Source organism: Cyanobium sp. NIES-981 (assembly GCF_900088535.1).
Classification (GTDB): Bacteria; Cyanobacteriota; Cyanobacteriia; order PCC-6307; family Cyanobiaceae; genus NIES-981.
In genome coordinates this window covers 1221650-1246751 of sequence record NZ_LT578417.1, presented here as the reverse complement: position 1 = coordinate 1246751, position 25102 = coordinate 1221650, and the positions used below count along the sequence as shown (strand labels likewise).

Annotated in this window: 24 protein-coding genes and 3 tRNA genes; 14 read left to right on the top strand and 13 right to left on the bottom strand. The window is 71.4% G+C overall.

Annotated elements, in window-relative coordinates; genetic code table 11:
• Nucleotides 1–37: 37 nt before the first annotated feature.
• The 5 genes from CBM981_RS06305 to glsA all read right to left on the bottom strand — a co-directional run bounded on the left by CBM981_RS06305 (nucleotide 38) and on the right by glsA (nucleotide 5775).
• A complete protein-coding gene (locus CBM981_RS06305) occupies nucleotides 38–859 on the bottom strand; it encodes a cell division protein FtsQ/DivIB (protein ID WP_087067726.1) in 822 nt (273 codons plus the stop codon).
• On the bottom strand, nucleotides 856–1266 hold the full coding sequence (locus CBM981_RS06300) for a hypothetical protein (RefSeq protein WP_087067725.1): 411 nt from the start codon (nucleotides 1264–1266) through the stop codon (nucleotides 856–858). The genes CBM981_RS06305 and CBM981_RS06300 overlap by 4 nt, the downstream gene beginning before the upstream one ends.
• The gene (locus CBM981_RS06295) at nucleotides 1263–2405 is read right to left on the bottom strand and encodes a D-alanine--D-alanine ligase family protein (protein WP_087067724.1); all 1143 of its coding nucleotides are present in this window, start codon (nucleotides 2403–2405) and stop codon (nucleotides 1263–1265) included. The genes CBM981_RS06300 and CBM981_RS06295 overlap by 4 nt, the downstream gene beginning before the upstream one ends.
• 30 nt (nucleotides 2406–2435) lie before the next feature.
• Nucleotides 2436–3830 carry a tRNA (N6-isopentenyl adenosine(37)-C2)-methylthiotransferase MiaB gene (gene miaB, locus CBM981_RS06290; protein ID WP_087067723.1) on the bottom strand — a complete coding sequence of 465 codons (1395 nt, stop codon included), beginning with the start codon at nucleotides 3828–3830 and terminating at the stop codon, nucleotides 2436–2438.
• A 64-nt stretch (nucleotides 3831–3894) separates the two neighbouring features.
• Nucleotides 3895–5775, bottom strand: coding sequence for a glutaminase A (glsA, locus tag CBM981_RS06285; RefSeq protein WP_087067722.1), 1881 nt, complete (start codon nucleotides 5773–5775; stop codon nucleotides 3895–3897).
• Nucleotides 5776–5889: 114 nt separating this feature from the next.
• Here glsA and CBM981_RS06280 point away from each other — a divergent pair, with 114 nt between their 5' ends.
• Together CBM981_RS06280 and CBM981_RS06275 are read left to right on the top strand one after the other, a co-directional pair.
• Nucleotides 5890–6999, top strand: a complete 1110-nt coding sequence (locus tag CBM981_RS06280; RefSeq protein ID WP_087067721.1) for a dipeptide epimerase — start codon at nucleotides 5890–5892, stop codon at nucleotides 6997–6999.
• A complete protein-coding gene (locus CBM981_RS06275; protein WP_087067720.1) occupies nucleotides 6996–8090 on the top strand; it encodes a DUF1611 domain-containing protein in 1095 nt (364 codons plus the stop codon). Before CBM981_RS06280 ends, CBM981_RS06275 begins: the two co-directional genes overlap by 4 nt.
• 18 nt (nucleotides 8091–8108) lie before the next feature.
• Here the strand turns inward: CBM981_RS06275 and CBM981_RS06270 are convergent.
• Nucleotides 8109–8181, bottom strand: a tRNA-His gene (locus tag CBM981_RS06270).
• Between the two features lie 14 nt (nucleotides 8182–8195).
• Here CBM981_RS06270 and CBM981_RS06265 point away from each other — a divergent pair.
• The 3 genes from CBM981_RS06265 to CBM981_RS06255 are packed head-to-tail and all read left to right on the top strand — an operon-like array spanning nucleotide 8196 to nucleotide 11509.
• Complete coding sequence (locus CBM981_RS06265; RefSeq protein ID WP_157665349.1) at nucleotides 8196–8726, top strand: DUF4359 domain-containing protein; 531 nt, start codon at nucleotides 8196–8198, stop codon at nucleotides 8724–8726.
• A 57-nt stretch (nucleotides 8727–8783) separates the two neighbouring features.
• Nucleotides 8784–10100 (top strand): amidohydrolase family protein, encoded by a 1317-nt coding sequence (locus tag CBM981_RS06260; protein WP_087067718.1) that lies wholly within the window; start codon nucleotides 8784–8786, stop codon nucleotides 10098–10100.
• Between the two features lie 5 nt (nucleotides 10101–10105).
• Nucleotides 10106–11509: an FAD-binding oxidoreductase gene (locus tag CBM981_RS06255; RefSeq protein ID WP_087067717.1), complete on the top strand. Its 1404-nt coding sequence runs from the start codon at nucleotides 10106–10108 to the stop codon at nucleotides 11507–11509.
• 39 nt (nucleotides 11510–11548) lie between these two features.
• Here the strand turns inward: CBM981_RS06255 and CBM981_RS06250 are convergent, their stop codons facing one another.
• From CBM981_RS06250 to murA, 5 genes are all read right to left on the bottom strand, one after another.
• On the bottom strand, nucleotides 11549–12103 hold the full coding sequence (locus CBM981_RS06250; RefSeq protein WP_087067716.1) for a pentapeptide repeat-containing protein: 555 nt from the start codon (nucleotides 12101–12103) through the stop codon (nucleotides 11549–11551).
• 31 nt (nucleotides 12104–12134) lie between these two features.
• Complete coding sequence (locus tag CBM981_RS06245; protein WP_087067715.1) at nucleotides 12135–13346, bottom strand: folylpolyglutamate synthase/dihydrofolate synthase family protein; 1212 nt, start codon at nucleotides 13344–13346, stop codon at nucleotides 12135–12137.
• Between the two features lie 14 nt (nucleotides 13347–13360).
• Entirely contained in the window at nucleotides 13361–14554 is a 1194-nt protein-coding gene (locus CBM981_RS06240) for an aspartate aminotransferase family protein (protein ID WP_087069241.1), read from the bottom strand.
• Between the two features lie 86 nt (nucleotides 14555–14640).
• Nucleotides 14641–14722: transfer RNA gene (locus CBM981_RS06235), tRNA-Leu, on the bottom strand.
• 12 nt (nucleotides 14723–14734) lie between these two features.
• A complete protein-coding gene (gene murA, locus CBM981_RS06230) occupies nucleotides 14735–16084 on the bottom strand; it encodes a UDP-N-acetylglucosamine 1-carboxyvinyltransferase (RefSeq protein WP_087067714.1) in 1350 nt (449 codons plus the stop codon).
• 137 nt (nucleotides 16085–16221) lie between these two features.
• On the opposite strand from murA, the gene CBM981_RS06225 reads away from it, so the two are divergent.
• The 5 genes from CBM981_RS06225 (at nucleotide 16222) to trpC (ending at nucleotide 19916) form a co-directional block, all read left to right on the top strand.
• Nucleotides 16222–16305, top strand: a tRNA-Leu gene (locus CBM981_RS06225).
• A gap of 11 nt (nucleotides 16306–16316) precedes the next feature.
• Nucleotides 16317–16565, top strand: coding sequence for a hypothetical protein (locus tag CBM981_RS06220; RefSeq protein ID WP_087067713.1), 249 nt, complete (start codon nucleotides 16317–16319; stop codon nucleotides 16563–16565).
• A gap of 28 nt (nucleotides 16566–16593) precedes the next feature.
• On the top strand, nucleotides 16594–17463 hold the full coding sequence (locus CBM981_RS06215; protein WP_225867563.1) for an RNA methyltransferase: 870 nt from the start codon (nucleotides 16594–16596) through the stop codon (nucleotides 17461–17463).
• 49 nt (nucleotides 17464–17512) lie between these two features.
• Nucleotides 17513–18967 carry a dihydrolipoyl dehydrogenase gene (gene lpdA, locus CBM981_RS06210; protein WP_087067712.1) on the top strand — a complete coding sequence of 485 codons (1455 nt, stop codon included), beginning with the start codon at nucleotides 17513–17515 and terminating at the stop codon, nucleotides 18965–18967.
• Nucleotides 18968–19028: 61 nt separating this feature from the next.
• A complete protein-coding gene (trpC, locus tag CBM981_RS06205) occupies nucleotides 19029–19916 on the top strand; it encodes an indole-3-glycerol phosphate synthase TrpC (protein WP_087067711.1) in 888 nt (295 codons plus the stop codon).
• 8 nt (nucleotides 19917–19924) lie between these two features.
• Here trpC and CBM981_RS06200 read toward each other — a convergent pair whose 3' ends face one another.
• Entirely contained in the window at nucleotides 19925–21142 is a 1218-nt protein-coding gene (locus CBM981_RS06200) for a right-handed parallel beta-helix repeat-containing protein (RefSeq protein WP_087067710.1), read from the bottom strand.
• A gap of 257 nt (nucleotides 21143–21399) precedes the next feature.
• Nucleotides 21400–22008 carry a 30S ribosomal protein S4 gene (gene rpsD / locus CBM981_RS06195; RefSeq protein ID WP_087067709.1) on the bottom strand — a complete coding sequence of 203 codons (609 nt, stop codon included), beginning with the start codon at nucleotides 22006–22008 and terminating at the stop codon, nucleotides 21400–21402.
• A gap of 62 nt (nucleotides 22009–22070) precedes the next feature.
• On the opposite strand from rpsD, the gene yidD reads away from it, so the two are divergent.
• The 4 genes from yidD (at nucleotide 22071) to aqpZ (ending at nucleotide 25078) form a co-directional block, all read left to right on the top strand.
• Nucleotides 22071–22412, top strand: a complete 342-nt coding sequence (gene yidD, locus CBM981_RS06190; protein WP_087067708.1) for a membrane protein insertion efficiency factor YidD — start codon at nucleotides 22071–22073, stop codon at nucleotides 22410–22412.
• Between the two features lie 13 nt (nucleotides 22413–22425).
• The gene (locus CBM981_RS06185; protein ID WP_087067707.1) at nucleotides 22426–22689 is read left to right on the top strand and encodes a glutaredoxin family protein; all 264 of its coding nucleotides are present in this window, start codon (nucleotides 22426–22428) and stop codon (nucleotides 22687–22689) included.
• Between the two features lie 39 nt (nucleotides 22690–22728).
• On the top strand, nucleotides 22729–24231 hold the full coding sequence (locus CBM981_RS06180) for a UDP-N-acetylmuramoyl-L-alanyl-D-glutamate--2,6-diaminopimelate ligase (RefSeq protein ID WP_087067706.1): 1503 nt from the start codon (nucleotides 22729–22731) through the stop codon (nucleotides 24229–24231).
• A 106-nt stretch (nucleotides 24232–24337) separates the two neighbouring features.
• Nucleotides 24338–25078, top strand: a complete 741-nt coding sequence (gene aqpZ, locus CBM981_RS06175; protein ID WP_087067705.1) for an aquaporin Z — start codon at nucleotides 24338–24340, stop codon at nucleotides 25076–25078.
• The last annotated feature ends 24 nt before the right edge of the window (nucleotides 25079–25102 follow it).

The following is a 25102-nucleotide window of genomic DNA, read 5'->3' as shown; positions in this document are numbered from 1 at the left end:
TGGTTTTGTGCCGACTGCACCGGTCTCAGCCGCACCATCACGGTGCCCTTGGGGGCGTTCCGGGGCTCTTGCTGCCCACCAGAACGAGCTCCGGCTGCTCGGGATCGCTCAGATCCAGGCTGCGCAGCCGCTGGCCCTTCAGCTGGGCCGGCAGGGTCTCCACCAGGTGATCCAGCACCTGCAGCCGCCGCGTCAGCTGGGCGTCGGCAGGGCCGAGCCGCACCTGCCCGAGCGTGGCGCTGCGCAGCCAGAGGCTTCCCTCCGGCTCGAAGCGGATCTCCTGGAGGTCGTTGCCGAACCGGCTGCGCTGCTCCAGCACCCTGGTGAGGCTGGCCCGGTGCCGGGGCTGCCAGCCCTTCACCAGCAGGGCAGCCGTGGCTTCGCCGGCCATCAGGTCGCCCTGGCTGCTGTTCATCCAGTGCCCCAGCCGGTCCACATAGCCCCGCTCCACACCCTGGCCGGTGCGGCGCTGGGCCCTGGCCACGGCCTGGCGGTCCACCAGGCTCACCCGCAGCCGTGGCGGCGCCATCAGCCTGCTCACGTGCACCTCCTCCACGGGCAGGGTCTCGGCCAGGTCCGCGGCCAGCTTGCGGGGCTGGAGGCCGAGCAGGGGCTGGGGGAACGTCAGACCCGCCGCTTCGATCACCCGATCCGGCGTGACCAGCCGGCTGCCCACCACCTGCACCTGGTCAGGGCCGGTGAGGGTCCAGCCCTCGCGCAGGAGCCCGTAGCCAAGGCCGCCGGCAATACCCAGGAGCACCAGCAGCCGCCAGGCGTTGCGCAGCCGCTCCCGGCGGCGCTGCAGCCGCAGCTGGCGTCGGCGCTCGGCCCCGGGGGGGAGGGTCCGGGCCTGGCTCACAGCTCGCAGCGGGAGCGGGCCATCAGCTCGTCCATCCAGCGACGGGCCCGCTCGGCGTCGGAGAAGGGCAGATCCTTCTGTTCACCTCCTCCAACGAGCCGGAGGCGGCAGGCGCCCTGGGCTTCGTCCGTGAGCGGGGCTTCCCCGGAGCCGAGCGCCAGCAGCTCCACCAGTTCCAGCTGCTTGATCACGAACCGGCCCTGCTCCGCCAGCTGCCCGGCGGAGAAGGTGCTCCAGCTCAGCACCCCGTCGATCAGGCGGGCGGCGCCGCAGCCATCGAGCTTGGCCAGTTCCGCCCCCTCCGCCCAGACGCGGAACAGGTGTTGCCGCCTCCGCTCCAGCCAGCCCAGCGTGGTGAGCAGCACGAAGATGAGCAGCAGCGGCAGCCAGAGCAAGCCGTGAATCATGCCGGGGGTCCTCCTGGCTGCAACGCCGCACGGGGCCAGTCTCGTGCCGCCTGGATCAACTCATCCACCAGGGTTTCGAGAGGCACACCCGTGGCCTCCCACAGCATCGGAAACATGCTCTGGCTGGTGAACCCCGGCAGGGTGTTGATCTCGTTGAGCCAGAGACGGCCTTCGCCCGCCTCGCCCGGGCCGGCTTCGCTGTAGAAGAAATCCACCCTCGCCAGCCCCGAGGCGTTCACCGCCCGGCAGGCCTGCAGGGCCATCGTGCGCGCCGAGGCCGCGACGGGCTCGGGAATCTCGGCCGGAATCACGGTGTGGCTCCTGCCCTCGCTGTATTTGGTCTCGAAGTCGTACCAGTCCGCGTCGTAGCGGATCTCACCCAGCACCGAGGCCTGCAGCGGCCGCGGGCCGCCGCCCCGCACCGCGCATTCGAGCTCCCGGGCGCTCACCCCCTGCTCCACCACCAGGCGGGGGTCGAGGGCCGCCGCGGTGCGCAGACCCGCCAGCAGGGCGGCGCGGTCGCCGGCCTTGCTGATCCCCACCGACGAGCCCAGATTGGCGGGCTTCACGAAGCACGGATAGCCCAGATCCCGCTCCAGCCGCTCCAGCACCGCCTCCGGGTCGGCCTCCAGATCGCCGGCCTCCAGGCAGACGTAGGGCACCTGGGGCAGGCCCGCGGCGGCGAGGGCGGCCTTCATCGCCTGCTTGTCCATCCCCACCGCCGAGCCGAGCACGCCCGAGCCCACGTAGGGCACCTGCATCAGGGTGAACAGGCCCTGGATGGTGCCGTCCTCCCCGTTGGGGCCATGCAGCACCGGAAACCACACCTCCATCGCCAGGGCCTCGGCTGGAAATCCCTGGAAGCCGGGGCGCTCGGGAGCCGATGCCAGCTGATCCGGGCCGGCCGGCCGGCCCTGGGCCAGCACCTGCTCCGCCAGCTCCGGACCCCACCAGCGGCCCTGGAGGTCGATGTAGAAGCAGCTCGTGGCGTAGCGCCCCCCGTTCTCCCCCCGCCGCAGCGCGGCGGCCACGGTGGCGGCTGAGCGGATCGAGATCGCATGCTCGCCGGAGGCCCCGCCGAAGATCAGGCCAACGCGGATGGGGCCGGGGGGCGCGATTCGGCTGGGATCAGGGGGCATCGCGGCGCAGCAGACCAACCGGGCGGGAACTCAGGCCAGTGTGCCGCTCAGCGAGAAGGCCCGCACCTCCTCGATGCGCACGTTCACCAGATCACCCGGCTCCAGCGGGGTGCCGTCCGGGCGCTGGCCCGGGAAGAAGGTGAGCCGGTTGGTGCGGGTGCGGCCCATGCGCTGGGAGGGATCGCGTCGATTGGTGCCCTCCACCAGCACCTCCTCGGTGCGGCCGGCGTAGCGGGCGCTGCGGCGGCGGGCCTGCTGCTCCACCAGGGCGTTGAGTTCCTGCAGGCGTTCCACCTTCACGGCCTCGCTCAGCTGATCGGGCCAGTCGGCGGCCGGGGTGCTGGGCCGCGGCGAATAGGCGGCGGTGTTCACCTGGTCGAAGCCGATCTCCTCCACCAGGCGCAGGGTGTTGCGGAACTGGGCGTCGGTTTCGCCGGGGAAGGCCACGATCACATCGGCACTGATGGCGGCATCGGGCATGCGCTCGCGGATGCGGTCCACGATGCGGCGGTAGCGCTCCACCGTGTAGCCGCGGGCCATCGCCTTCAGCACCGCGTCATCGCCGCTCTGGAAGGGAATGTGGAAGTGCTCACACACCTTGGGCAGAGCGGCGCAGGCGTCGATCAGGCGCTCGGTGAAGTAGCGCGGGTGGCTGGTGGCGAAGCGGATCCGCTCGATCCCCTCAACGGCGTGCACATGCTGCAGCAGGTCGGTGAGGGTGTGGCGGCGCCGGCCCTCCGGGGTGATGCCGGGCAGATCGCGGCCGTAGGCGTCGATGTTCTGCCCCAGCAGGGTGATCTCCTTGAAGCCCCGGGCGGCGAGCCCTTCCATCTCCAGGCGGATGGCTTCGGGAAGCCGGCTCTGCTCCCGGCCCCGCACCGAGGGCACCACGCAGTAGGTGCAGCGCTCGTTGCAGCCGTAGATCACGTTCACCCAGGCGCAGACGCTGCTGTCACGGCGGGCGGTGGTGATGTCTTCGAGGATGTGGTGCTCCTCGGTGGCCACCACCTGCTGCCCCTGCTCCACCTGGCTCAGCAGGGTCTCCAGCCGGTTGGCGTGCTGGGGGCCCATCACCAGGTCGAGCTCCGGCACCCGCCGCAGCAGGGCCTCGCCCTCCTGCTGGGCCACACAGCCCGCCACCACCAGGGTGAGGTGGGGGTTGGCGCGCTTGCGCTGGGCCTGGCGGCCCAGGTAGCTGTACACCTTCTGCTCGGCGTTGTCGCGGATCGTGCAGGTGTTGTAGAGCACCAGATCCGCCTCGAGTTCCGCGCCGGCTTCGCGGTAGCCCATGGCTTCCAGGATCCCGGCCATCCGCTCGGAATCCGCCTTGTTCATCTGGCAGCCGAAGGTGGTGATCCAGTAGCTGCGGCGCTCGGCCGCCGTGGCCGGGGCTGTGGGGGTGGGTTGGAGTCGGGTGGCCGTCATCCCCCCAGTTTCCGCCATGGGGGGCGCGCCTGGGCTTGCTGCTGATTCCACGGCCACGCCGGGCTCATTCCTCCTCCAGCAGCGCCAGCTGGTCGGTGGTGCGCTGCAGCTTGATCGCCAGGTCACCGTGCAGCACCCGCAGCAGGTCGATCACCGCCTGGGGATGGGTCTGCCCCAGCCGCTCCAGGCCCTGCCGCTCGAGCACCAGGCAGCTGCCGGCCTGATCGGCGATCACGCTGCCGCGGCGCGGGGTGCGGCCCAGAAAGGACACCTCGCCGAAGCAGGAGCCGGCGCTGAAGCTGGCCAGGCGGAGTCCGCTCGGGTGGCGGGCGGTGAAGAGACGGGCGCTGAAGCGGCCCGCTTCGATCAGGTAGAGCTCCGCGGCCACCTCACCCTGGCGGCACACCACGGCGCCGGCCTCGAAGTGGCGGCGCTGCAGCAGGGGCAGCAGCGCCTGCCGGCTGGGCTCGGCCAGGCGCTCGAGCAGGGCCTCAGCCGGCTCGCTCGGTTCGGCCTTCCGGGCCGGCCCGGCGGCCTCCAGCTCGGCCAGCAGTTGATCCTCGGCGGCCTCCAGGGCCTCATCCAGGTTGGGGAAGCGGCGCAGCCAGGCGCAGGCAGCGGCCCGGCCGCCGCCCAGGGCCGGCAGATGGTCGGCATGGCAGAGCAGCACCTGCCCACCGGAGCGCCCGAAGCCGGCGAGCTGCTCCAGCAGCAGCCCCGCGGCCACCGGCGGCAGGTCCAGCACCCGGGCCAGGTCGAGCACCAGGCAGGTACCCGATCCGCCCAGCCGATCGATCTGCGCCAGCAGGGTTTCGGTGGCGGCGAAATCGAACACCCCCTGCGCCTGCAGCACCTGGATCCTGTCGCCATACCGGTCGAGCCGCTGGCGCTCGTTGCCGCTGCGCCAGCGGCGTGACTGGCGCTGGCGGCCGTCGGTGGCCGTGCGGATGGCGCTGCTGCCGAGGGGCTGCTGGTGGAACAGGTGCAGCTCCAGCCGCTGCGACAGCCACTCGCACACCGCGGTGCCGCGCACCGAGTTGCCGTAGCCGTCCAGGGGTGGGGAGTACACCGCCAGGCCCAGCGTGCCCGGCACCACCGCCAGCACGCCTCCGCCCACGCCGCTCTTGGCCGGCATCCCCACGTTGTAGAGCCACTGGCCGGTGTAGTCGTACATGCCGCAGCTGCCCATCACGGCCAGCACGTTGGTGGTGATCGCCGCGTCGATCACCGCCTCGCCGGTGAAGGGATTGCGCCCCTGGCAGGCCAGGGTGGCGGCCATCACGGCCAGATCCACGCAGCTCACCGCCACGGCGCACTGGCGGAAGTAGAGCTGCAGCCCCGGTTCCGGGTCGGTGCCGATGATGGCGAAGGTGCGCAGCAGGTGGCCGATCGCCCGGTTGCGATGGCCGCTGTCCCGCTCGGAGCGGAACACGGCTTCATCCACCGTGAGCCGCCGCCCGGCCATGGCGGCGTAGAAGTCGAGCAGCAGGGTTTCGGCGCCCTCCGGATCGTGGGCCAGGATCTGGGCCGTGGTGGCGATCGCCCCGGCATTGATCATCGGATTGCGGGGAATGCCGGTGTCCGGATCCAGGCTGATCGCGTTGAAGGCATCGCCCGAAGGCTCCACCCCCACCTTGCGCATCAGCTCCTCGGCGGACAGCAGCTTGAGGGCCAGGGCGTAGGTGAGCGGCTTGGAGATCGACTGGATCGAGAAGCGGTGGCGGACATCCCCCACGCTGTAGAGGTGGCCGCCCGTGGTGGCCAGCACGATGCCGAAATCGGCGGGGCAGGCCCCGGCCAGCTCCGGGATGTAGTCCGCCGGGCGGCCCGCCTCCAGCGGAGAGAAACGGGCATGGGCCTCCTCCAGGATCCGCTGGATCACGCTGGCTCTGCCGTCGGTGGCGCCGTCGCTGGGGTCGTCGGTGGCGCCGTCGATCGGGGCCATGGCGAGGGCGGTGGTGGCGGGATGGCCCCATGCTGCTCCAGGCCCCGGCGGGGCAGTGGTCCGCTTCCCATGCCAGCGTGAGGCCCACGCCCGCCCTGCCGGCACCCTGAGCCGATGCGCTGCCGCCTGCGCCGCTTCACCCTCACCAAGGCCGTGCCGCTGGCCATCAGCCGCGGTGTGACCAGCAGCGTGGAGCACCTGCTCGTGGAGGTGGAGCACCACGGCCTGCGGGGCTGGGGGGAAACGGGCGGGCTGGACACGGGCCACCGGCACTACAGCACCGAGGCCATCGCCGCCGAACTGGAGCCGCTGCTGCCCCAGCTCGCCGACGCCTCGCCGCTGGAGGACCAGGCACTGGAGCCCCGGCTGGCCGGGCTGTCGCCGCCGGCGCGCTGCGGCCTCGATCTGGCCCTGCACGACTGGCGCGGCAAGCACTTCGGCCAGCCCCTCTGGCGGCTCTGGGGCCTGGATCCGGGTGCCTGCGCCGCCACCAGCGTGACCCTCGGGCTGGGCTCCTCCGAGGCTGTGCTGGCGCGGCTCGCGCGCTGGTGGCAGCAGCTGCCCGCCACCCGCATCAAGCTCAAGCTCGGCAGTCCGGACGGGCTGGAGCACGACCGCGCCCTGCTGGCGGCCGTGGCGGCGGCCCTGGAGCAGCGGCGGCAGGACACTGGCGCGGCCTGTGAGCTGCAGGTGGACGCCAACGGCGGCTGGAGCCTGGAGCAGGCCCTGGCGATGCTGCCGCTGCTGGAGGCCCACGGCGTGGTGCTGCTGGAGCAGCCGCTGGCCCCCCACGCCGATCCGGCCGACGACACCGCCGGCTTCGCGGCGCTCCATCCCCACTGCCCCCTGCCGCTGGTGGCGGACGAGAGCTGCTGGAGCCTGGAGGATCTGCTGCGCCTGGCGCCCCATGTGGACGGCATCAACATCAAGCTGCTCAAGAGCGGCGGCCTGGGCGAGGCCCTGCTGATGGCCCGCACCGCGCGGCGGCTGGGGCTCGGGGTGATGCTGGGCTGCTATTCCGACGGCGCCCTGCTCAACGGTGCCGCCGCCCAGCTGCTGCCCCTGGTGCGCTGGCCCGACCTGGACAGCCACCTCAACCTGGTGGATGACCCCTTCAGCGGGCTGGACGCCGAAGCCGATCAGCTGCAGCTGCCCCGGGGTGCCGGCCTGGGGATCGAGGTGCCCGTGGCCTGGCAGCAGGCCCCCTGGCAGGAGCAGGCATGAGCGGCGGTGCGGGCCCGCTGCGGCCGGAGGCAAGGGTGGTGCTGCTCCTGCATGGGGGCCTGGACAATCTTTCCGGCAAGACCGGCCTGGCCCTGCTCCGCTACCGGCCTGGGCCGATCGTGGCGGTGGTGGATCCCCGCCATGCCGGGGCCAGCCTGGAGGCCGTGACCGGGATCGAGCGGGCGGTGCCGGTGCTGGGCAGCGTGGCGGAGGCCCTGCCCCTGGGGCCCGAGGTGGCGGTGATCGGCCTGGCGCCCTCGGGCGGGCAGCTGCCCGCCGATGTGCGGGCCGATGTGGCGGCGGCGCTGCGGGCCGGCCTCTCGGTGGCCAGCGGGCTGCACAGCCGCCTTGGGGCGGATCCCGAGCTGGCGGCCCTGCGCCGCGACCCGGCCTGGATCTGGGACCTGCGGCAGGAGCCCCCCGCTCTGGCGGTGGCCGCGGCCCGGGCTGCCGCCCTGCCCTGCCGCCGGCTGCTGGCGGTGGGCAGCGACATGGCCGTGGGCAAGATGAGCGCCTGCCTGGAGCTGCTGGCCGAAGCGGGCCGCCGCGGCCTCCCGGCCCGCTTCGTGGGCACGGGCCAGGCGGGGATCCTGATCTCCGGCGCAGGGGTGCCGCTCGATGCGGTGCGGGTGGACTACGCCGCCGGTGCGGTGGAGGCCGCCGTGCTCGAGGCGGGCCGGGATCTCGGCCCGGCCGGGCAGCTGCTGGTGGAGGGCCAGGGTTCCCTGGCCCACCCCGGCTCCACGGCCACCCTGCCGCTGCTGCGCGGCAGCCAGCCCACCGATCTGCTGCTGGTGCACCGGGCGGGGCAGCGCCACATCAAGGGTCTGCCTGCGCTGCCCCTCCCACCCCTGCCGGAACTGATCGCCGCCGTGGAGGCCCTGGCGGCCCTGGGACGGCCGGACGGGCTGCGGCCGCGGGTGCGGGCGATCGCCCTCAACACCGCCGCACTGGAGCCGGACCAGGCCCTGCGGGAGAGCCGCAAGCTCGGCGATGCCACGGGCTTGGTGTGCGCCGATCCGGTGCGCCAGGGGGCCGGCCAGCTGCTGGATGCCCTTGCCCCGGGTGAAGGCGGAGCCTGCCCCGGGTGAGGACTGAGGGAAAAAGAGGGCGAGCGAGGGGATTCGAACCCCCGAATGGCGGCGCCACAAGCCGCTGCCTTAACCACTTGGCGACGCCCGCCGTGGGCCGCGCCAATGTACCAAGCCACCGACAGCCTGCTCGGGGGCCCGTTCCGGCAGGCTGATGCCAACCTGGCAGCACCTCTGCCCCCGTTCTTCCTGCCCTCTCCTGCCCGCCCGTCCTGGCTCTCTCCCTCGCTGGGACTCCCGGCCCTGCTCGCGCTGGTCGGAGGCAGCCTGGCCTTCACCAATCCAGGCCCCGACGAGTTCGCCGACTACGCCGGAGGGCGGCTGGTGCAGGAGATCACGGCTCAGGTGTGCGAGGGCGACCGGCTGCCCAGCCTGCTGCGCCTCGCCCTCACCAACTGCTCCGAGCTGGTGGCCTCCCAGCGGCAGGCCCTCGGCGCGGTGGTGCTGCAGCAGACCCGGCGCACCAACCTGGGCCTGTTCAGCCTCTACCACAGCGACCTGGGCGGGCAGCAGGTGTTGCGCTGGCGGGTGCCCCGGCTCAAGGCCACCGTGGTGGGCGTGGCCGGGCAGTTCGTGCTGGTGCAGGGAGGCGAGGCCGAGCCCGATTCTGATGCCGAGGCCGATGCCGAGCCGTGATGCTTGCCCATCCCCTCTGTGATGTCCAGCCTTGCTGTGCTGCCCTGACCCCCTGTGATGGCTGACGACCACTCCGGAACGGGCTCCCTGCGGCTGAAGCTGCCCCGGGCCCTGGTGGACGCCCGGCTCGAGCCGTTCGGCCCGGTGGATGCCGATGGCCTGGTGGCTCTGGAGGTGGGCTGGAAGCACGGCCGGATCACGGAACTGCGCCCCCTCGGCTGTTCCGCTGGGGAGCAGGCGGCCCTGCCCCTGGCGCTCACCCCGCCGGTGGAGCCCCATGCCCACCTGGACAAGGCCTTCACCGCCGCCGCCCATCCCAACTGGCAGGGCACGATGGCCCAGGCGATGCTCAGCAACCAGGAGGAGCACGGCGTGCGCAGCGCCGAGCAGGTGCTCGCGCGCGGAGAGCGCGCCCTCGATCTGGCCTGGCGGCAGGGTCTGCGCGCCATCCGCAGCCATGTGGACAGTGCCGGCCCGGCTGCCCTCCCCAGCTGGGAGGCCCTGCTCGAGCTGCGCCAGCGCTGGGCCAGTCGGGTGGAGCTGCAGCTGGTGGCGCTGGTCCCCCTGGCCCACTGGCTCACGCCCCAGGGGGAGGACCTGGCCCGCTGGGTGGCCGATCGCGGCGGGACGCTCGGAGGCGTGCTGGGGCCGCCGTACGCCACGGCCCTCTCCGATCGCGAGGCACTGGCAGCCCTGCTGGCGCTGGCGGAGCGGCTCGGTGTGGCCGTGGACCTCCATGTCGATGAAGCCGATCGGATGCCGGCCCGGGGCGTGGCCCTGGTGGTGGGCCAGGCTCTGGAGCAGCGCGCGGCGGTGCCGATCGTCTGCAGCCATGCCGCCAGCCTCGCCCTGCTGCCGGAGCGGCGTCTGGTGCCTCTGGCCGAGCGGCTGGCCCAGGCCGGCATCGGCGTGGTGGCGTTGCCGCTCACCAACCTCTGGCTGCTGGGGCGGCGGCCGGGCCGCACCCCCGTCCTGCGGGTGCAGGCGCCGATCCGCACCCTGCAGCGTGCCGGGGTTCAGGTGGCCATCGGTGCCGACAACGTGCAGGATCCCTGGTTCCCGGGCAGTGATTTCGACCCCCTGGAGCTGATGCGGCTGGGCGCGCTCACCAGCCATGTGGTGCCGACCCAGCGGCAGGGCCTTGCCCCCTTCACCACAGCGGCCTCCCGGTTGCTCCGCCTGGACTGGGACGGGGTGCTGCGGCTCGGCGCGCCGGCCGATCTGGTGGTGCTCGCCGCCCCGGACTGGATCGGCTTCATGGCCCGCTCTCCCCGCCGGCGGGTGCTGCGGGGTGGGCGGTGGCTCGACCCGCCGCCCCAGGAGCAGCCCTCGCCACTGCTCGCCGAGCTCACCCCCACCCCCGATCGCGCCTGACTGCCATGCCTGAGGAACTCCATGCCGGATGGCCGCCGGGGACGCCACCTCCGAGCGGGCTGATCCAGGAACTGGCGGCGGAACTGGCGCGCTGCGATCCGGAGCTGGAGCTGATCGGTGCTGCCCAGCCGGCCGAACTGGAGCGGCTCTCACGCGACTTCCACGACTATTCGCCCCTGCTGGTGCCCCTGCTCCACGGCTGCCGGGCCCAGCTGGCGGTGCGGGCCACCACGGTGGAGCAGGTGCGGCGGGTGGCGGCGGGCTGTGCCCGGCTGGGTGTGCCCCTCACCCTGCGCGGTGCCGGCACCGGCAACTACGGCCAGTGCGTGCCCCTGGCCGGCGGGGTGGTGCTGGAGCTCAGCGGTCTGAACCGGCTGCGCCAGCTCGAGCCCGCCACCGGGGTGGTGGAGGTGGAACCCGGCCTGGTGATGGCGGCTCTGGATCAGCAGCTGGCCGTCCACGGCCGGGCCCTGCGCCTGCAGCCCAGCACCTATCGCAGCGCCAGCATCGGCGGCTTCATCGCCGGCGGCTCCGGGGGGATCGGCTCGCTGCGCTGGGGCTTCCTGCGGGATCCCGGCAACCTGCTCGGCCTGGAGGTGGTGACCGTGGAACCCGAGCCGCGGCTGCTGCGGCTCGATGCGGCCGCCAGCGCCCCGCTCAACCACGCCTACGGCACCAACGGCATCCTCACGGCTTTGCGGCTGCCCACCACCGAAGCGGTGGCCTGGCAGCAGCTGGTGGTGGGTTTCGACGCCTGGGACTCGGCCCTCGCCGCCGCCGCCGCCCTTCCCGCCACAGCCCTGCTGCTGAACGCCCTCAGCCTGCTGGAGGCCCCGATCGCTGCCCGCTCGCCCTGGCCCGCGGGTTGTCCGGCTGCGGTGCCAGGTGAGCACCGCCTGCTGCTGCTGGCCGCTCCCGACACCCTGGAGGTGCTGCCGGGCTGGCTCCAGGCCCGCGGCGGCACGGTGCGCTGGCAGGCCCCCCAGGGGGAGAGCAAGGGCCTGCCGCTGCGGGAGCTCACCTGGAACCACACCACCCTGCACTGGCGCGCCCAGCAGCAGGGCTGGACCTACCTGCAGATGCTCCTGCCCCAGCCGGAGGCGCCGTGTCTGGCGGCCCTGCGCCGCCGTTGGGGCGAGGATCTGCTCTGGCACCTGGAGGCCGTGCGGCAGCAGGGGGCGCCGCGGCTGGCGGCCCTGCCGCTGCTGCGCTGGAGCGGCGAGGAGCCCCTGACGGCCCTGATGCAGCAGTGCCGCGAGCTCGGGGCGGTGATCTTCAATCCCCACACGATCACGGTGGAGGATGGGGGGCTCGGGGTGGTCGATGCCGACCAGGTGGCCGCCAAGGCGGCGTACGACCCCGCCGGACTGCTCAACCCGGGCAAGCTGCGCGGCTGGCTGGAGCGCTGATCCAGCGGGCCGCTCCGGGAGGCCCCTCCAGGGAGCTGCTCAGCAGCCCAGGCTCAGCCGGGTGTCGGCACCGGTGCCGGGGTGGATTCCCTCCGCATCCCGGCACAGCAGCCGCTGGTCGGCCCGATCGATCAGGGCGCCGGTGAAGTCGGCGTTGGTCACGGTGGCGCCGCTGAAGTTGCTGCCGGAGGCGATCACGTCGCTGAGGTCGGCGCCGGTGAAGTCGGCGCCACTGAAGTCCACCTTGTCCATCAGCACACCGCTGAGATCCGCGCCCGCGAAGCTGGCCTCCGGGAAGGCCGCCTGGGTGAGGATGGCCCCGTGCAGGTTGGCCCCTGAAAAGTCGGCATGGCGGCCGGCGGCTCCGGCGAAGGAGGTGTTGGCCAGATCCTGGCCGCTGAAGTCCTGTTCGTTCTGGTTGGTGAGGGTGTAGTCGACACCGGAGAACTCGGCCGCCGCGGGGGCCGGCGCCGCCGCCAGGCCCCACGCCAGCACCACCAGCGCCAGCAGGATGGCCACCAGCCGCTCCAGGTGTGGCACCAGCGGTGACACCAGGGGCGGCACCGGGCGCAGGCGGGCGGGGATGGTGGTCACGGGGCGGCCCTCCAGGAAGGGGTCTGCCCTCTCACTCTGCCGCGATCGCCGCCAGAAGGTGACCGATCAGATAGAGCGAGCCGGCCACCGGCACCGGGCCGGGCGCCGCGGCCCGCAGGGCCTGCTCCAGGCTCTCCGCCGGATGGAGCCGGCGGGCCAGATCGTCCTCGAGCGCCTGTTGCAGCTGGCGGTGCGACCAGGACGGGTGGCCCGGCACCGGCACGATCCAGGCCTGGTCCCCCGGGGCCAGCAGGGAACCCACGATCTGCGGGCCCTCCTTGCTGGCCAGCATCCCCAGCACCCAGCGCCGTGGTCCCGGCGGCAGCCCGTGGCGGCGGCCGTTGCTGTCGAGTTCCGCCCGCAGGGCCGCCGCCGCCGGGGGGTTGTGGGCGCCATCCAGCAGCAGCGGCAGGCCGCGCCACTGCACCTGCTGCAGGCGTCCGGGCCAGCGGGCGGCGGCGAAACCGCGGCGGATGGCCGCCTGCGGGATCACCCAGCCCTGATCCGCCAGGGCCTGCAGCACCCCCAGGGCCACGGCGCCGTTGCTGGTCTGCACAGCGCCGGGCAGGCCCAGATCCCATTGGCGGGGATCCAGGGGGTCCACCCAGGTGAGGCGCGCCCCCCGGCGCCGGGCCTCCTCCTCCAGCACCGCGCGTGCCGCCGGGACCTGCGCCCCACTGATCGCCACGGCGCCCTCCTCCAGCACCCCGGCCTTCTCGCGGGTGATGCTGGCCACATCCGGCCCCAGGAACTCGGCATGGTCCAGCCCGATGCTGGCGAAGCCGATCACGCGTCGGCCGGGGTGGCAGGTGGTGGCATCCAGCCGCCCCCCCAGACCCACCTCCAGCACCACCAGCTCCAGCCCAGCGGCGGCGAAGGCCAGGAACGCGGCGGCGGTGACCAGCTCGAACGGGGTGAGGTGGTGGCGGCGGGCTGCCGCGCTGGCGGCCTCCAGGTGGGTGCGCAGGGCGGCGGGGCTGATGGGGTGGGCGCCGAGGCGGATCCGTTCCGTCCAGCTCACCAGGTGGGGCGAGGTGTAGAGCCCGGTGCGGATTCCGGCGGCCAGCAGGGCCTGATGGAGCAGGGTGCAGATCGATCCCTTGCCGTTGGTGCCCGCCACCTGCACGGCGGCGAAGCGCCGCTCCGGATGGCCGAGGTCGGCGAGGGCCGCCTGCAGGCGATCGAGGCCGAGGTCCACCCCCCGGCGGCTGAACGGCTCGATCAGGTCGGAGAAGTCGTCCAAGGTCTGCCCCGGCCTCAGCCGAGGCCCACCAGCGCCCGTTCCAGCAGCAGCACGGCCTGGCGCAGCTGGCGGGCCTGGATCGTGAGCGGCGGCACGAAGCGCACCACGCCGGGGCCGGCGGGCACCACCAGCAGGCCCTGGCCCAGGGCGGCCTTCACCAGCTCCGGTGCCGTCGGACCCTGGTCCCTGAGCACCAGCCCCTGCAGCAGTCCCCAGCCCCGCACCCCCTCCAGCTGGGCGGGATGGCGGTCCACCAGGGCGCCCAGCTCCCGCTGCAGCAGCTCTCCCATCCGCTGCACGTGATCGAGCAGGCGGCGCCGCCGGATTTCATCGAGCACGGTGAGGCCCGCGCGGCAGGCGAAGGGATTGCCGCCGAAGGTGCTGGCGTGGTCGCCGGGGCGGAAGTGGTCCACCGCCCGCTTCACCGCCAGGGCCCCGATCGGAATGCCGCCCCCCAGGCCCTTGGCGAGGGTGATGGCATCGGGCTCCACGCCCAGTTGCTCGTAGCCCCAGAGCCGGCCGCTGCGCCCCACGCCGATCTGCACCTCATCGAAGATCAGCAGGATCTGCTTGGCGTCACAGAGCTGACGCACCCGCTGGAAGAAGGTGCGATCGCCCGGATGCACGCCCCCTTCCCCCTGCAGGGGTTCCAGGAGCACGGCCGCCACCTGGGGGCCATCGGCCTCGGCAGCGGTGAGCAGGGCTTCGAAGGCGGCGATGTCGTTGTAGGGGAAGTAGCGGAAGCCCTGCACCATCGGGGCGAAGCCCTGGTGGTACTTGGGTTGGCCCGTGGCCGTCACCGCCGCGAGGGTGCGGCCGTGGAAGCTGGCCTCGGCGGTGAGGATCAGGGGCGGCCGCTCGGTGGTGCCGCGGATGCCCCGCACCACCTGGCCATGCTTGCGGGCCAGCTTGATGGCCGCTTCGTTGGCCTCGGCCCCGGAGTTGCAGAAGAACACCCGGTCGAAGCAGCTCTGGCCGGTGATGGCCCGGGCGAGCTGCTCCTGCTCCGGGATCCGGTAGAGGTTGGAGACATGCTGCAGCCTTCCCAGCTGCCGGCCGAGGGAACGCCGCAGGCTGGGATCGCTGTGGCCCAGGGTGCAGACAGCGATCCCGGCCACACAGTCCAGATAGCGCCTGCCCTGCTCGTCCCACACCCACACGCCCCGGCCGCGGCTGAGGCTGATCGGGAAACGGGCGTAGGTGTCCATCACGGCACTGTCCGCCGTGGCGGCGGCCGCCTCGGCAGCGGTGCCCGGGGTGCTCCCCCGGGGCTCAGGGACGTTGCCTGGGGCCATAGGAGCGGTGGGACTTGAACCCACATGCCCGAAGGCGCTCGATTTTGAGTCGAGTCCGTCTACCAATTCCGGCACGCTCCCCTGGCGCTGAGCTTAGGCGGCGACGCGGGCGGGGGTCTTCAGGGTGGAGGTGGCACAGCCGACCCGCTCGATCGAGGCCCCCACGGAGGAGAGCTTGTCCTCGAGGCCGGCGTAACCCCGGTCGAGGTAGTCGAGGCCGCGCACGGTGGTGATGCCCTCGGCGGCAAGACCGGCGAGCACCATGGCGGCCGATGCCCGCAGGTCGGTTCCCTGCACCGGGGCACCGCTGAGCCGGGGCACGCCCTCCACGAAGGCCGTGTTGCTCTGCATCCGGATCGCGGCACCCATGCGCTGGAGTTCGGCCACGTGCTGCAACCGGTTTTCGAAGATGTTCTCGGTGATGACGCTGGTGCCCCGGGCGGTGGCGAGCAGGCTCATGAAGGGAGCCTGAAGATCGGTGGGGAAACCGGGGAACGGCTGGGTGCGCAGATCCACCGCCTGGAGTTCCCGGGCTGTGATGGTGAGGCCGATGCCGTCATGCTCGATGCGGCAGCCGGCTTCCTCGAGCTTGGTGAGCACGGCCCCGAGATGCTCGGGGATCACCGGGGTCACCCGCAGGGCCGACCGGGTGATGGCCGCGGCCAGCAGCAGCGTGCCGGCCTCGATGCGATCGGGGATCACGGCGTAGTCCGCACCGTGCAGCCGCGGCACCCCCACGATCGTGATGGTGGGGGTGCCGGCGCCCCGGATGCGGGCGCCCATCGCCAGCAGCAGGCCGGCCAGGTCCACCACTTCGGGCTCCTGGGCGGCGTTGTCGATCACGGTTTCACCCTCGGCCAGGGCCGCCGCCATCATCAGGGTTTCGGTGGCGCCGACGCTGGGGCAGTCGAGGTGGATGCGGCTGCCGCGCAGGCGGTGCCCCTGGCCGGGCACCACCGCCGTCACCACGCCGTGATCGATCGTCACCTGGGCCCCGAGGGCCTTGAGCCCCTTCACATGCTCGATCACCGGTCGGGTGCCGATCTTGCAGCCGCCGGGCAGCGGAACCTTCGCCATGCCCATGCGGGCCAGAAGGGGACCGATGCAGAAGAAGCTGGCGCGCAGGCTGTTCACCAGTTCATAGGGGGCTGTGGCGCTGTGGATGCCGGAGCCATCGAGTTCGAGGGTGTCGTTGTGGCGGTGCACCCTGCCGCCGAGGCTCTCGAGCATCTCGCCCATGCCGGTGATGTCGGTGAGCGGCGGCACGTTCCGCAGCCGCATGGGTTCGCGGGTGAGCAGACAGGCGGCCATCAGCACCAGAGCTGAATTCTTGGCTCCGCTCACCTTCAGCTCGCCTTCCAGACGCCGTCCACCGGCGATCAGTAGCTGGGGATCAGGGGTGGCCAGGGACCCATCCACGGCCGGAGCTGTCGCAAGACCCATGATTCCCAGCCCGTTCCGGCACCCTTGTGGCGGCATCTTGACAACAAATCGTGAGACCGTCTAGACGGCCGCCCCCTGAACTGGCCCGGCCCGGCAGGTGATGCCGTATCCTTTCCCAGTCGCTGAGCGACGGCCACGCGGATGTGGCGGAATTGGTAGACGCGCTAGTTTCAGGTACTAGTGGCAGCAATGTCGTGGGAGTTCAAGTCTCCCCATCCGCACTTTCCCTCTCATGATTCTGCTCAACATTTCCAATTCTTCCGAGGTCATTGCCTCGAAAGTGGGCAAGTTTCTGGAGAGTCTCACTCCCGATGGCCTCGATCAGGCCACGGTCGAAGACATCGTGGTGAGCAAGCTGATCGAGAACCTCAAGGCCGAGGGCATCAAAGGGGAGGTGGCGACCGTGAAAGGGCTGGAACTCCAGGCTGACGACATCGTGATGCATGACGCCATGCGGGTGCGGCGTCGCGAGCGTTTCTGAGCCGCCCGGAGCCTGGAGTGAGCCTGCCGTGAGCCGCGCGGCCGATCCCTCCCCGGCCGCCCCCGGCGGCCGTCACCACGGCGGCCTGATCTCCAGCCGGCGCCATCCCCTGGTGCGCCGGCTGCGCCAGCTTCACAGTGCCAAGGGCCGGCGGGAGCAGCAGCTGCTGCTCCTCGAAGGCACCCACCTGGTTCAGGAGGCCCTGCGCCTTGGCCTGGAGCCCGTGGATCTGCTGGCCACCGAGCCCTGGCAACGGAGCCATGGCGCCGTGCTCCGCGCCCTCCCCGCCGGTCTGGCAGCCACCATGGTCAGCGAGGAGGTGCTGGCCGCCGTGGCCACCACAGACCATCCCGATGGGGTTGTGGCCACCCTCGCGCCGCCGCCGGCCAGCTGGGGACCGGCATCGCCCCGGCTGGTGCTGGCCCTCGATGGCGTGCAGGATCCCGGCAACCTCGGCACGCTCATCCGCACGGCCCTCGCCGCCGGGGTGGAGGCGCTGTGGTTGGCCGAAGGGGCCGATCCCCTGCAGCCCAAGGTGCTGCGGGCCTCGGCCGGGGCGGCCCTGGCCCTGCCGCTGCAGCGGGCCGGCCGCTCCGACCTGCTGCACCAGCTCGAACTGCTCGCCACTCCTGCAGGGCCTGGGGCCCTGCAGGTGGTGGCCACCGTTCCCCCCCGGGCTGGGGCGATGCCCTACTGGGAGCTGGACTGGCTGCAACCCACGGTGCTGATGCTCGGCCAGGAGGGCGCCGGCCTCGGCGAGGCGTTCCTGCAGCGGGCCACCCACCGCGTCACGGTCCCCCACAGTGCGGCCGTGGAGTCGCTGAATGTGGCCGTGGCGGCCGCCCCGCTGCTGCTGGAGCGGTGGCGTCAGCAGCAGCGGGGCGGGCCGCTGGCCTGACGCCGGACCGATCACGGGAGAGAATGCCCCCACCTGAGCACGGCCCCCGGTGAGCGACGCCCCCTCCACAGCCGCCCATGACTTCGACGTGATCGTGATCGGAGCCGGTTACGGCGGCTTTGATGCCGCCAAACATGCGGCGGAGCACGGGTTGCGGGTGGCCATCGTGGAGTCGGGCGACATGGGGGGCACCTGCGTGAACCGGGGCTGTGTGCCGAGCAAGGCGCTGCTGGCCGCCAGCGGCCGGGTGCGGGAGCTGGCCGATGCCGAGCATCTGGCCGGCTTCGGCATCCACGCGGCGCCGGTGCGCTTCGAGCGCCAGAAGATCGCCGACCACGCCAACCAGCTGGTGGCCACGATCCGCACCAACCTCACCCGCACCCTGGAGCGGGCCGGCGCCACCATCCTGCGGGGCAAGGGGCGTCTGGCCGGCCACCAGCAGGTGACCGTGCGGGAGAGCGGCAGCGGTGTGGAGCGCACCTACAGCGCCCGTGACGTAATCCTGGCCACCGGCTCCGAGCCGTTTGTGCCGCCGGGCATTGAAACCGACGGCCGCACGGTGTTCACCAGTGATGAGGCCGTGAGCCTGGAATGGCTGCCCCGCTGGCTGGCGATCATCGGCAGCGGCTACATCGGGCTGGAGTTCGCCGATGTCTACACGGCCCTGGGCTGCGAGGTCACGATGATCGAGGCCCTCGACCGGGTGATGCCCACCTTCGATCCGGACATCGCCAAGATCGCCACCCGCCACCTGATCGACGGCCGCGACATCGATGCCCGCTCCGGCGTGCTGGCCCGCAAGGTCACCCCGGGCTGTCCTGTGACCATCGAGCTGGCGGACATGCAGAGCAGGGAGCTGGTGGAAACCCTGGAGGTGGATGCGGTGCTGGTGGCCACCGGCCGGGTGCCGAGCAGCCGGGAGCTGAACCTCGCCGCCGTGGGGGTGGAAACCAACCGGGGGTTCATTCCGGTGGATGAGCGGATGCAGGTGCTGGTGAACGGCCAGCCGGTGCCCCACCTCTGGGCCGTGGGCGACGTGACCGGCAAGATGATGCTGGCCCACACCGCCGCTGCCCAGGGCACCGTGGCCGTGGACAACATCCTCGGCCACAGCCGCCGCATCGATTACCGCTCCATCCCGGCGGCCACCTTCACCCACCCCGAGATCAGCTCGGTGGGGCTGAGCGAGGCTGAAGCGAAGGAGCTGGCTGCGCAGGATGGTTTCGAGCTGGGCAGTGTGCGCAGCTACTTCAAGGCCAACTCCAAGGCCCTGGCGGAGCTCGAGAGCGACGGCCTGATGAAGCTGCTGTTCAACAAGGCCACCGGCGAAGTGCTGGGGGCCCACATCTACGGACTCCACGCCGCCGATCTGATCCAGGAGATCGCCAACGCCGTGGCACGCCGCCAGAGTGTGGTGCAGCTGGCCAGCGAGGTGCACACCCACCCCACCCTCAGCGAGGTGGTGGAGGTGGCCTACAAGCAGGCCGCCATGGCGGTGGCCTGACGCTGCCCGTCGTCCGCCCCCCTGCCCCCGCCTTCCCCTCACCAGACCCCCCCCGCCCCTGATGGAGATCCGCCGCCGCCCCCCGAACCCCAAGGTGAAGGTGGCCCACCTGGAATACGCCATCCCCCACGCGGAGGCCGAACCGCGGCACATCCTCGAGCGGATCGTGTGGGAGAAAGACCGGGAGGTGGAGAGAGCCCGGGTACGGGTGCCGCTGGAGAAGCTGCGCAGCCAGGTGGCCGATCTGCCGCCCACCCGCGATTTCGAGGCGGCCCTGCGGTCCAGCTGCCGCAAGCCGGCCGTGATCGCCGAGATCAAGAAGGCCAGCCCCAGCAAGGGGGTGATCCGGGAGCACTTCGACCCCGAAGCCATCGCCCGGGGCTATGCCGCCGGCGGTGCCAGCTGCCTCTCGGTGCTCACCGACAAGACCTTCTTCCAGGGGGGCTTCGAGGTGCTGGTGCAGGTGCGCCAGGTGGTGGATCTGCCCCTGCTGTGCAAGGACTTCATCCTCACCCCCTACCAGCTGTATCAGGCCCGGGCCGCCGGTGCCGACGCCGCCCTGCTGATCGCCGCCATCCTCAGCGACCAGGACCTGGCCTACCTGCTCAAGGTGGCCCGCAGCCTGGGGCTGGCGGTGCTGGTGGAGGTGCACGACGGCGCCGAGCTGGAGCGGGTGCTCGCCCTGGAGGGGGTGCGGCTGATCGGCATCAACAACCGCGACCTCACCAGCTTCCGCACCGATCTGGCCACCACCGAGCAGCTCACCCAGCGCTTCGGCGCGGCGATCCGCCAGCGCGGGGCCCTGCTGGTGAGCGAGTCGGGCCTGTTCTGCCGCGACGACCTCGACCGGGTGCAGCAGGCCGGCGCCGATGCCGTGCTGGTGGGGGAGGCGCTGATGCGCCAGGACGACGTGACGGCCGCGCTGGAGATCCTGATTCAAGGAGGCTGAGAGGAGCCTCAGCCGAACAGAAACAGGTCGGAGCCGCCGGTGAGCTGGGGGATGTCATCCCCGTTGCCCGTGAAGGTGGACCGGCGGAGCCGGGCGAAACCGCTGCCCCGCAGATCCAGGCCATCCCCGCTGTTGCCGCTGGATGTGAACCGGTTGAGCACCACCTCCATCGGGGCGTAGAGCACCGGATCCCCGTCGGCCGAGGCCAGGCTGTCGAGCCGCAGGCCGTCGTTGCCGTTGTTGAAGGTGTGGATGGAGAGCCCGCGGAGCGCCACACGGCCGCCGCCGAACTGCTCGAGCTGGATGCCGTCGTCACCATTGCCGCCAGCCCTGAGATGCCGCAGGCCGGTGATGATGTCGCCGCCATCCTCTTCGGTCACCTTGAGGCCTTCGTCGCCATTGCCCGAGATCTCCGTGTTGGAGAGCTGCAGCAGCACACGGCCGCCGCCGGCTTCGTCGAGGTCGAGACCCTCGTCGAAGTTGTCGTTGATCCGGCTGTTCGAGATCCGGGTCGTGATGTCACCGAGGCCGGTTTCATCCACATCGACGCCATCATCGAGATCGTCAGGATCCCAGATCCCATTCTTTTCGAAGATCGACCTGCTGATCACCAGGCTGGCGTCGCCGTCGCCGGTTTCATCCAGCTCCACACCATCGGCACCGTTGCCGGTGATGGCACTGGAGCGGATGATCACGGTGCCGCTGCCTGCTCCTCCTTCATCCACGCGAACGCCATCGGCATCCGAGAGGCTCGAGCCTGGGGTTCCGAAGCTGCCCACGCGCCCGTTGCTGTCGATGGTGGAGTTGGTCAGCTTCAGAACAACACTGGCGTCAGAGTTGTTGATCTGATCATCCACGTGCACTCCGTGGAAGAAGGTTCCACTCACCTTCACGTTGTTGAGATCCACCGTGGTGGTGCCGGTGGCATCAGCCGGCAGAGGCGTCCAGATGGCCCGATAGCCGCCCTCGAAACTGAGGTTCCTGATCGAGAGGTTGGCGCCGGCCTCGGAGATGAGGATGTCGGTGGCGCTGTTGCCTTGGCTGAGGGTGGCGCCGTTGCCGTGGATCCTGAGTGGTGTGGTGCCGCTGTAGACGAGCGGTGTGTCGGAGAGTTCCACCGTGCCGAAGTCCGGCGCGAGAACAATGGTGTGCGGCTGGTCCTGGCCTGAGGCCTTCGCCAGGGCGGCTCTCAGTTCCCCTTCAGAGGACACGACAAAGCTGGCCATCGACGTACCGAATGTGCGCTGCGCAAACCCTCGCGCAGCGGACTTCGCCGTCGTTAAAGCCACCGTGAAGCCTTCTTCAAGACTGGGTTAGGGGTTGGGCCTCGGCGCCTCCATTCCCGTGTTCCCTCTCCGTCAACCACAGAACAACCGCAGGGCCTGGTGGGGCTCTGCGGTCGACAGCGGCTGGGCTCTGGATGCAGCCGGATGAACCCGTGGGTAGATCGGTCTGAGCAGGACGAGGACGCCCGGCTCCGGGATCAGACCTTGCGGCTGTAGAACTCCACCACCAGCAGTTCGTTGATCTCGAGGGCGACCCACTCGCGCTCGCACTTGCTGATCACCTTGGCGGAGAGCTTGGCCTTGTCGAGCTCCAGGTGGGGCGGAATGTTGGCCAGGCCCGGAAATTCCAGGTTGCCTTCGGCCAGTTTCCTGCTCTGCTTGCGCTCGCGGATGGCCACCACGTCGCCGGGCTTGCACTGGTAGCTGGCGATGTCCACGACGCGGCCGTTCACGGTCACGTGGCCATGGTTCACCAGCTGCCGGGCACCGGGCACGGTGGGGCCGAAGCCGAGGCGGAAACAGATGTTGTCGAGGCGGTTCTCCAGCAGCTTGAGCAGGTTGGTTCCGCTGGAACCACCCTGGGCGCGGGCCTTCTTGACGTAGCGAACGAGCTGCCGCTCGGAGATGCCGTAGTTGAAGCGCAGTTTCTGCTTCTCTTCCAGACGGATGGCGTATTCGGAGCGCTTGCGACGGGCTTGGCCGTGCTGACCGGGGGGATAAGACCGCTTGGCGGACTTACGGGTGAGACCGGGAAGGTCTCCCAAGCGCCGCGTGATCCTCAGGCGAGGGCCGCGGTAACGGGACATGAAAACAGGATCGTGGGACGGAATGGCCCCGCTCTGGGGCCCATGGCGGCGGCGGCTCGGGCATGCTGGAGGGCGTCCGCAACCCGCGCTTGACGCGCCAGCGATCGATCCTATCTGTTGGCCCTGAAGCCCTCGGGCTTCCTCCAACCCCCCAGGGAGAGCTGGCCCTGCCAGCCGGGCCCTCCCGCTGGCTGGCCCTGCTGCTGCTAGAGCTGATCGGCTTCTACCGCCGCTTCCTCTCCCCCCTGCTCGGACCCCGCTGCCGCTTCATCCCCAGCTGCAGCGCCTACGGCCTCGAGGCGATCCGCCGCCATGGCCCGTGGCGCGGCAGCTGGCTCACCCTGCGCCGCCTGCTGCGCTGCCACCCGTTCACGCCCTGCGGCTGTGATCCTGTGCCTGACTGACCCATCTGCTCCCATGGCCCCGCTGCTGCTCTATTCCCGTCCGGGCTGCTGCCTGTGCGAGGGCCTCGAGGAGAAGTTGCGGCTCCTCTCTCCAGCGCCTGATCTCGAGGTGGTGAATGTGGACGAGGATCCGGCCCTGCAGGCGCGCTTCGGGCTGGAGGTGCCGGTGCTGGCCTGGCGGAGTGCCCAGGGTGAGCGGGTGTTGCCCCGGGTGCCGCCTCGCCTGGTGGACACGGCGCTGCTGGTTTGGTTGCGGAAGAACGGTTTTCCTGGGTGAAGCGCCTAGAACGGCGCCACCTCTCCGGTGTTCCGGCCCATGACCCACCTGCTCCACCCCCTGCTGCACGAAGTGGGACTGCAGGTACCCGAGGCCCTCCCCGATGCCGCGGTGCAGGCCATCAGCTGCGATTCCCGCCGGGTCGGGCCCGGCACCCTCTTCGTGGGCCTGCCGGGCACCCAGGTGGATGGCGGCGCCTACTGGCGTTCGGCGATCGCCGCCGGGGCCTGCGCGGCAGTGGTGGGTTCCGCCGCCGCCGCCGCCGACCCGCCGGCTGCGAGCGACCCGGTGGTGGTGGTGGAGGGATCGGTGGCCCGCTGGGCCGGGCTGCTGGCGGCCGCCTTCTGGGGTGAACCCAGCCAGCGGATGGCCCTGATCGGGGTGACCGGCACCAATGGCAAGACCACCACCACCCACCTGATCGAGCACCTGGCCGCCGCCGCCGGTACCCCGGCAGCCCTGTTCGGCACCCTGGAGAACCGCTGGCCCGGCTACGCCGTGACCGCCCAGCACACCACCGCCTTCGCCGATCTGCTCCAGGCCCAGCTGGCCCTGGCCGCCGATGCCGGCGCCCGCATCGGGGCGATGGAGGTGAGTTCCCATGCCCTGGATCAGCAGCGGGTGGCGGGCTGCCGCTTCGCCGGGGCCGTGTTCACCAACCTCACCCAGGACCACCTCGACTACCACCCCTCGATGGAGGCCTACTTCGCGGCCAAGGCGAGCCTGTTCGCGGTGCCGCTGCTGCTGGAGAGCGCCGCGCCCAACGCCGTGGTCAATGTGGATGACCCCTGGGGAGCCCAGCTGGCCCGGCAGCTCGGCGAGCGCTGCTGGACCAGCTCCCTCGAGGATCCCGCCGCCCACCTCCGCGTCGACGACCTGGAGATGGAGAGCAGCGGGGTTCGGGGGGTGCTGCGCACTCCGCTCGGCGAGGGCGCCTTCCGCTCGCCCCTGCTCGGCCGCTTCAATCTGATGAACCTGCTCCAGGCGGTGGGCGCCCTGGTGCAGCAGGGTCTGCCCCTGCCGATGGTGCTGGAGGGCCTGGCCACCTTCCGGGGGGTGCCGGGGCGGATGGAGCGCGTGCAGGGGGGAAGCCGGGAGGGCGAACCGGCCGTGCTGGTCGACTACGCCCACACGCCCGATGGTCTGGACAATGCGCTGCGGGCCAGCCGGCCCTTCACCCGGGGGCGGCTGATCTGCGTGTTCGGCTGCGGCGGTGACCGGGACCGCAGCAAGCGCCCCCAGATGGGCGCGATCGCGGCCCGCCTCGCCGATCGGGTGGTGGTGACCTCCGACAACCCGCGCACCGAGGATCCCCTCCGCATCCTCGAGGACGTGGTGGCCGGCATCCCCGCCGGCACGGCCCTGCAGGTGGAGGCCGATCGGGCCACGGCGATCGCCGCGGCCATCGCCAGTGCCGCACCCGCGGATCTGGTGCTGATTGCCGGCAAGGGCCATGAGGACTACCAGATCCTCGGCACCACCAAGATCCACTTCGACGACCGTGAGGAGGCCGAGAAGGCCCTGCGCTCCAGGCTCGGTTAAGCCGGGCCCTGCATCACAGGCTGCGTTGCATTCGGGAAGAACCCGATGCCGAGCACCGGATTGACCAGTACCTTTGCGGCGCCAGGTTGAACCTTCCACCGCAGTCATGTCTTCCCTTGTCCCCCTGTCGAGGAAATTCCTCGCTGAGTTGATCGGCACGTTCTGGCTGGTGTTCGGCGGCTGCGGCAGCGCCGTGCTGGCCGCGGCCTTCCCCTACGACCAGGCCGCCGCCAATCCCCTGGGTCTCGGTTTCCTCGGGGTGTCCCTGGCCTTCGGCCTCACCCTGCTCACCATGGCCTATGCCATCGGCCACATCTCCGGCTGCCACATCAACCCGGCGGTGACCTTCGGCCTCTGGGCCAGCGGCCGCCATCCAGGCTCCCAGCTGCTTCCCTACATCGTCGCCCAGGTGCTGGGCGGACTGATCGCCGGCGGCCTCCTGCTGGGCATCGCCAGCGGCCGCCCCGGCTTCGAGCTCGCAGGCACCAATCCCCTGGCCACCAATGGCTTCGGTGCCCACTCACCCGGCGGCTACGGCCTCCTGCCGGCGCTGATCATCGAGGTGGTGCTCACCTTCATCTTCCTGCTGGTGATCCTGGGCGCCACCCACAAGGATGCGATCAAGGATCTCGCCGGCGTGCCGATCGGCCTGAGCCTGGCGCTGATTCACCTGATCAGCATTCCGGTTACGAACACCTCGGTCAACCCGGCCCGCAGCACCGGTGTGGCCTTCTGGGCCGGCGGTGATGCCGTGGGGCAGCTGTGGCTGTTCTGGCTGGCGCCGATCGCCGGTGCCCTGCTGGCCGGCTGGGTGCAGCGTCAGCTGCTGGATGGCCCCGGCGACTGAGCGCGTCCAGCGTCTCCGGGCATG

What these genes read in the sequence shown, in the direction of transcription:
- CBM981_RS06300 (WP_087067725.1), bottom strand. Translation starts at nt 1,266, where the DNA reads ATGATTCACGGCTTGCTCTGGCTGCCGCTGCTGCTCATCTTCGTGCTG.
- CBM981_RS06295 (WP_087067724.1), bottom strand. Translation starts at nt 2,405, where the DNA reads ATGCCCCCTGATCCCAGCCGAATCGCGCCCCCCGGCCCCATCCGCGTT.
- miaB (WP_087067723.1), bottom strand. Translation starts at nt 3,830, where the DNA reads ATGACGGCCACCCGACTCCAACCCACCCCCACAGCCCCGGCCACGGCG.
- glsA (WP_087067722.1), bottom strand. Translation starts at nt 5,775, where the DNA reads ATGGCCCCGATCGACGGCGCCACCGACGACCCCAGCGACGGCGCCACC.
- CBM981_RS06280 (WP_087067721.1), top strand. Translation starts at nt 5,890, where the DNA reads ATGCGCTGCCGCCTGCGCCGCTTCACCCTCACCAAGGCCGTGCCGCTG.
- CBM981_RS06275 (WP_087067720.1), top strand. Translation starts at nt 6,996, where the DNA reads ATGAGCGGCGGTGCGGGCCCGCTGCGGCCGGAGGCAAGGGTGGTGCTG.
- CBM981_RS06265 (WP_157665349.1), top strand. Translation starts at nt 8,196, where the DNA reads ATGTACCAAGCCACCGACAGCCTGCTCGGGGGCCCGTTCCGGCAGGCT.
- CBM981_RS06260 (WP_087067718.1), top strand. Translation starts at nt 8,784, where the DNA reads ATGGCTGACGACCACTCCGGAACGGGCTCCCTGCGGCTGAAGCTGCCC.
- CBM981_RS06255 (WP_087067717.1), top strand. Translation starts at nt 10,106, where the DNA reads ATGCCTGAGGAACTCCATGCCGGATGGCCGCCGGGGACGCCACCTCCG.
- CBM981_RS06240 (WP_087069241.1), bottom strand. Translation starts at nt 14,554, where the DNA reads ATGGACACCTACGCCCGTTTCCCGATCAGCCTCAGCCGCGGCCGGGGC.
- murA (WP_087067714.1), bottom strand. Translation starts at nt 16,084, where the DNA reads ATGGGTCTTGCGACAGCTCCGGCCGTGGATGGGTCCCTGGCCACCCCT.
- CBM981_RS06220 (WP_087067713.1), top strand. Translation starts at nt 16,317, where the DNA reads ATGATTCTGCTCAACATTTCCAATTCTTCCGAGGTCATTGCCTCGAAA.
- trpC (WP_087067711.1), top strand. Translation starts at nt 19,029, where the DNA reads ATGGAGATCCGCCGCCGCCCCCCGAACCCCAAGGTGAAGGTGGCCCAC.
- CBM981_RS06200 (WP_087067710.1), bottom strand. Translation starts at nt 21,142, where the DNA reads ATGGCCAGCTTTGTCGTGTCCTCTGAAGGGGAACTGAGAGCCGCCCTG.
- rpsD (WP_087067709.1), bottom strand. Translation starts at nt 22,008, where the DNA reads ATGTCCCGTTACCGCGGCCCTCGCCTGAGGATCACGCGGCGCTTGGGA.
- yidD (WP_087067708.1), top strand. Translation starts at nt 22,071, where the DNA reads ATGCTGGAGGGCGTCCGCAACCCGCGCTTGACGCGCCAGCGATCGATC.
- CBM981_RS06185 (WP_087067707.1), top strand. Translation starts at nt 22,426, where the DNA reads ATGGCCCCGCTGCTGCTCTATTCCCGTCCGGGCTGCTGCCTGTGCGAG.
- CBM981_RS06180 (WP_087067706.1), top strand. Translation starts at nt 22,729, where the DNA reads ATGACCCACCTGCTCCACCCCCTGCTGCACGAAGTGGGACTGCAGGTA.
- aqpZ (WP_087067705.1), top strand. Translation starts at nt 24,338, where the DNA reads ATGTCTTCCCTTGTCCCCCTGTCGAGGAAATTCCTCGCTGAGTTGATC.